The organism is Janthinobacterium goodfellowi (assembly GCF_051380695.1).
In the GTDB taxonomy this organism is placed as follows: domain Bacteria; phylum Pseudomonadota; class Gammaproteobacteria; order Burkholderiales; family Burkholderiaceae_D; genus Janthinobacterium.
Window position 1 is genome coordinate 1 of sequence record NZ_JBNYXN010000018.1, and the last position, 1,494, is coordinate 1,494.

Below are 1,494 nucleotides of genomic sequence, written 5' to 3' on the forward strand. Positions count from 1 at the left end.
GTTGACCATCTTATTGCTCTATCTAATAAAGCTAAGTTTATTGATATGACTACTATTCATCAACTTAAACCAATTACTGTTCAAGATGAAGATGGTAATGATGTTACTATTGAATATTCTACTTATATTATAAATCTTGAAAGAAGTCTTCTTGGTCTTAAAAAAGGAGATGATGGTATTCCTAAAGAATTTGCTGAATATAAAAGACTTAATAGTAGAATACGAGATATTCTAAGCCAAGCTACTGATAATGTTACTACACAAAGTCAAGATGAAGAACTTGGACGTATATATGCTCAAATGGATAGTCTTACTAGTCTTTACGATGAAGATGGTAATAAAAAGATTGGTCATGATTTAAATGTAGCTGAAAGACTTCGTGCTTATCAAACTAATATTCGTAAAGTTAAAGAAATGTTCTATGATAAGCAAGCTAAAGAAGGATTTGATTCTAAACTTAAAGAACAACTTTCTATTATTAGTAAATATGAAAGTCAACGTGATGCTAATGGTAATCTTCTTATTAGTATGGAAGAACTTATGAAAGTTCCTGAATATAAAGAAGCTAAAGAATGGATTCGTAAGAATACTAGATATATTCTTGATATTAAAGATATAGAAGATTTAAATTGGGCATTTGAAGAACTTAAAGATGCTAATAAAGGTAATAGTGTTCTTAATCTTGCCATCAAAGAATTTCAAGCTAAAGATGAATTTAATGTAGTTGATGGACGTAAAATACCTGAAGAACGTGCAGCTCTTATAAAAGCTGAAACAGTTAGAAAATATAAATATACTAAAGGCAATGGTATGCCTTATGTTGGTATTATTCGTTCTGCTGAAGATGAACTTAGAATTTATCGTGCTGATTTCTATAATTATCTTACAGGTAATAAATCTAAGAGTGAAGAAGAAATTAATGTAGGAGAAGCTATTAATAAAATACTTGAGAAGTATTTTGATAATGCTACTAGAACTCTTAATACTGCTGATATTAGTCAAGAGGATTTAGAACAACTTAAAACTGGTTTTGAGGTATTTAATGAAATTACTAGAGGAGAAAAGAGTACTGATAAAGCTAAAGCAAAACGTGTTGCTGAATTTATTGAAAGTGAATGTGATGTTACTTATAATTGGAAACAATATGAACTTGATAAAAATAGAGCTTTTGCTAAAGGTAAAAAGTATTATGATAAATGGTTAGAAGTATTTAGTGAACAAGTTGAAGAAAATGGAACTATTGCGGAAAGACCTAATCGAACTATTTATGGTATTATTAAACCTAAAGATTTAGATAAATGGACTGACATTGATAAAACTGCTGCAATTAATATTCTTCAAAAAAGAACTAGAGAAACTACTACTCAATATTATTATATGAAAGAAAGAGAAGTTCTTGACAAATATGGTATTGATAGTGTTGAATATAAACAATGGTATAGAGATAATCATTATTTTGACCCTTATACTCGTACTATTAAACCTATTCGTATT

At 28.4% G+C, this 1,494-nt stretch carries 1 protein-coding gene; it reads left to right on the plus strand.

Annotated features, from left to right (window positions below; translation table 11 throughout):
• Positions 1-1,494, plus strand: a 1,494-nt coding sequence (locus ACQ4WQ_RS28400) for a hypothetical protein (RefSeq protein WP_436501644.1), incomplete at both ends; no start/stop codon positions are given.